The organism is Microbacterium sp. ISL-103 (assembly GCF_018613995.1).
Classification (GTDB): Bacteria; Actinomycetota; Actinomycetes; order Actinomycetales; family Microbacteriaceae; genus Microbacterium.
In genome coordinates this window covers 1-3562 of sequence record NZ_JAGGPD010000140.1, presented here as the reverse complement: position 1 = coordinate 3562, position 3562 = coordinate 1, and the positions used below count along the sequence as shown (strand labels likewise).

At 67.6% G+C, this 3562-nt stretch carries 3 protein-coding genes and 1 pseudogene; 3 read left to right on the top strand and 1 reads right to left on the bottom strand.

The genetic code is table 11. The features are described from left to right. Positions 1-1159 (bottom strand): M1 family aminopeptidase (locus J7E68_RS06050; RefSeq protein ID WP_311416477.1); only part of this gene is annotated, 1159 nt, incomplete at its 3' end. 124 nt (positions 1160-1283) lie between these two features. Here J7E68_RS06050 and J7E68_RS06045 point away from each other — a divergent pair. The 3 genes and pseudogenes from J7E68_RS06045 to J7E68_RS06035 all read left to right on the top strand — a co-directional run. Next, positions 1284-2446: pseudogene (locus J7E68_RS06045) on the top strand (ferrochelatase). Between the two features lie 37 nt (positions 2447-2483). After that, positions 2484-2969, top strand: coding sequence for a ribose-5-phosphate isomerase (locus tag J7E68_RS06040; protein WP_215170805.1), 486 nt, complete (start codon positions 2484-2486; stop codon positions 2967-2969). A 1-nt stretch (position 2970) separates the two neighbouring features. Continuing rightward, a partial coding sequence (locus J7E68_RS06035; protein WP_285224884.1) for a DNA-formamidopyrimidine glycosylase family protein occupies positions 2971-3562 on the top strand: 592 nt, incomplete at its 3' end.

Sequence of the window (3562 nt, the reverse complement as noted above, 5' to 3'; positions counted from 1 at the left end):
AGGTGATGCCGTCGAAGTTCACCTGCACGTCTGCGAGGTCGTTGATCTCGGCCACGATGGGGTGGGTCGACGGCAGCTGATCCTGCCGGTACGCCCAGGTCTTCTCCATCGCGTTGAAAGTGGTCCACGCCTCGGTCCACTCGGTGGCCTCGGCGGTCGCAATCGTCGAGGCCCATTCGGCGAAGGACTCGTTTAACCAGAGATCGTTCCACCACTTCATCGTGACGAGGTCGCCGAACCACATGTGCGCGAGCTCGTGCAGGATCGTGACGACGCGACGCTCCTTGACGGCGTCGGTCACCTTGCTGCGGAAGACATAGGTCTCGGTGAAGGTCACGGCGCCCGCGTTCTCCATCGCGCCCGCGTTGAACTCGGGGACGAAGAGCTGGTCGTACTTCGCGAACGGGTACGGGACGCCGAACTTCGACTCGTAGTAGGCGAAGCCCTCGCGGGTCTTGTCGAAGATGTAGTCGGCGTCGAGGTGCTGCCACAGGCTCTTGCGCCCGTAGACGCCGAGCGGGATCACGCGGCCGGAGGCGCTGGTGAGCTCGGAGAGCGTCGACTCGTACGGGCCGGCGACGAGCGCGGTGATGTACGACGAGATGCGCGGGGTGGGCTCGAAGCCCCAGGTGGCGACGGAATCGTCGTCGTGCACGATGGGCTCGGGCGTGGGGGAGTTGGAGACGACCTTCCAGGAGGCGGGCCCCGTCACGGTGAACTGGAAGGTGGCCTTCAGGTCGGGCTGCTCGAACACGGCGAACACGCGGCGGGAGTCGGGCACCTCGAACTGCGAATAGAGGTACACCTCGCCGTCGACAGGGTCGACGAAGCGGTGCAGGCCTTCACCCGTGTTGGTGTACTCGCAGTCGGCGTCGACCACGAGGACATTCTCGGCCTGCAGGCCGGACAGTGCGATCCGAGAGTCGGCGAAGACCTCGTCGGGATCGAGCTGCTCGCCGTTCAGCGAGATCTCACGGACCTCGCGAGCGATCAGATCGATGAAGGTGAAGCTCTCCGGCGTCGCGGTGAAGCGCACGACGCTGCGGGAGCCGAAGACCTCCGCACCCTTGGTCAGGTCGAGCGAGACTTCGTACGACTGGGTGTCGATGACGTCACGGCGCTCCTGCGCTTCGATGCGGGTGAGGTTCTCTCCAGGCACAGCTGTACTCCCAGGGGTGAGGGGATGCTGCCGCAACCCAGCGCAGTTGGCGCCCACGGCAACCATGACAGCCTACGCCAGCACGGCGGCCTGTCTCACGTCCGGAAGGTGAAACAATGGAGAGGTGACCGCGATCGAGCCGAACCACGTCCTCTTTGCCTCTCCTGCCGCCGCCGAGGGTGTGCCCTATGTGACGACGCCCACGGCGTACGACGGCATCCTCCTCGCTGGTTTCGGAGGGCCGGAGGGNNGCGCAACGTCACGCGCGGCCGCGGCATCCCCGACGAGCGCCTCGAGGAGGTCGCGCACCACTACCGTCACTTCGGGGGCGTGAGCCCGATCAACGGCCAGAACCGCATCCTCAAGGAAGCACTCGAGGGCGAGCTGGCGCGCCGCGGCATCGACCTGCCGGTGTACTGGGGCAATCGCAACTGGAGTCCCTACCTCGAAGAGGTCGTGACCGAGGCTGCCGCCGACGGCAGGACGACGCTTCTCGCGTTCGCCACCAGCGCGTACAGCTCGTTCTCGAGCTGCCGGCAGTACCGCGAGGACTTCGCGCGTGTGCTCGAGGACACCGAGCTCGGCGACACCGTGACGATCGACAAGATCCGTCCCTTCTACGACCACCCCGGGTTCGTCGAGTCGTTCGAGACCGGTGTTCGCGAGGCGGTCGAGACCTTCCTCGGCCAGGGGATCGCCCCGGGCGAGATCCAGATCCTCTTCTCGACCCACAGCATCCCCACGGCCGATGCCGAGCGCTCGGGCGCTCGCGACATCGACTGGGGCGAGGGGGGAGCGTATGCCGCGCAGCACCTCGCCGTCGCCGCCTGGGTCATGGACCGAGTGCGTGCGAGCATCCCGGCCGCTGCCGACGTCTCGTGGGAGCTCGTCTATCAGTCGCGCTCCGGCCCCGCGTCGCAGCCCTGGCTCGAGCCGGACGTGTGCGACGTCATCGGAGAGCTCCCGGATCGCGGTCGCAAGGCCGTGGCGGTCGTGCCCGTCGGATTCATGAGCGACCACATGGAGGTCCTCTGGGATCTCGACACCGAGGCCGCAGAGGCGGCGGAGGAGGCGGGACTGGCCTTCACGCGCACACCGACCCCCGGAGTCGCACCGTCGTTCGTCACCGGCATCGTCGATCTGATCGTCGAGCGCCTCGAAGGTCGCCCGAACGAGGATCGTCCTCATGTGACCGCGCTGCCCGGCGCTTTCGACGTCTGCCGTCCCGGCTGCTGCGAGAACGTGCGTGCGGGGTTCAAGCCCGCAGCGGCGGGTGTAGCACCGTGAGCCCGCGCTGACCCTGCGCGCTTCTAGGATGGATGCCATGCGCATCCATATCGCCACCGATCACGCCGGTCTCGACTTCTCGACGCAGCTGCAGGATCATCTGCGCAGCGCCGGTCACGAGGTCGTGGACCACGGCCCGGTGGAATACGACGCACTCGACGACTACCCCGCGTTCTGCATCCGTGCGGCGCAGGCGGTCGTGACCGACCAGGCGGCGGGCGTGCCGACGCTGGGAGTCGTGTTCGGCGGTTCGGGCAACGGCGAGCAGATCGCAGCGAACAAGGTCGAGGGAGTCCGCGCGGCTCTGGTGTGGAACACCTCGACAGCCGAGCTCGCCCGCGAGCACAACGACGCCAATGTCATCTCGATCGGGGCGCGCCAGCACACCTTCGACGAGGTCACCTCGTTCATCGACACGTTCATCGCGACGCCGTTCTCGCAGGACGAGCGCCACGTCCGTCGTATCGGGCAGATAGCAGCCTTCGAACGAGACGGCTCCCTGCTTCCGGACCCGCGAGCCTGACATGCCCGAGGGGCATTCGGTCCACCGCATCGCGCGTCAGTTCGACCGCAACTTCGTCGGCAAGCCCATGCTGGCGTCCAGCCCGCAGGGGAGATTCGCCGAGGGCGCGGCCATCCTGAACGGCCGCGAGGCGGTCGGCGTGCAGGCGGTCGGCAAGCAGATGTTCCTCGAGGCCGAGGGCGACGTGTGGCTTCGCGTGCACCTCGGGCTCTACGGCGCATGGGACTTCGCCGGTGACATCCTCGTCGACCCCACCATCGCCTCCGCGAACGGGCGGATGGGGCAGACCAATCAGCGGGGCACGGTCGTCGACGAGGAGATCCTCGACGATGCCGGAGAGAACTCGCTCGCCTCGATCGGAGCCCCCCGCCGCACACGCGTGCACGTCCGCATGTCGGAGCAGACCAAGGGGCTCGCCGACGAGGGACTCGAATGGCCGCCGCCCGTCGTCGGCCAGGTCAGGCTGCGGCTGATGACCGACATCACCGCCGCCGACCTGCGGGGCCCGACGGCCTGCGTCATCCAGACTCCCGACGAGATGCTCGCCAGCATCGCCAAGCTGGGCCCGGATCCGCTCGTGGGCGATCCGGCGG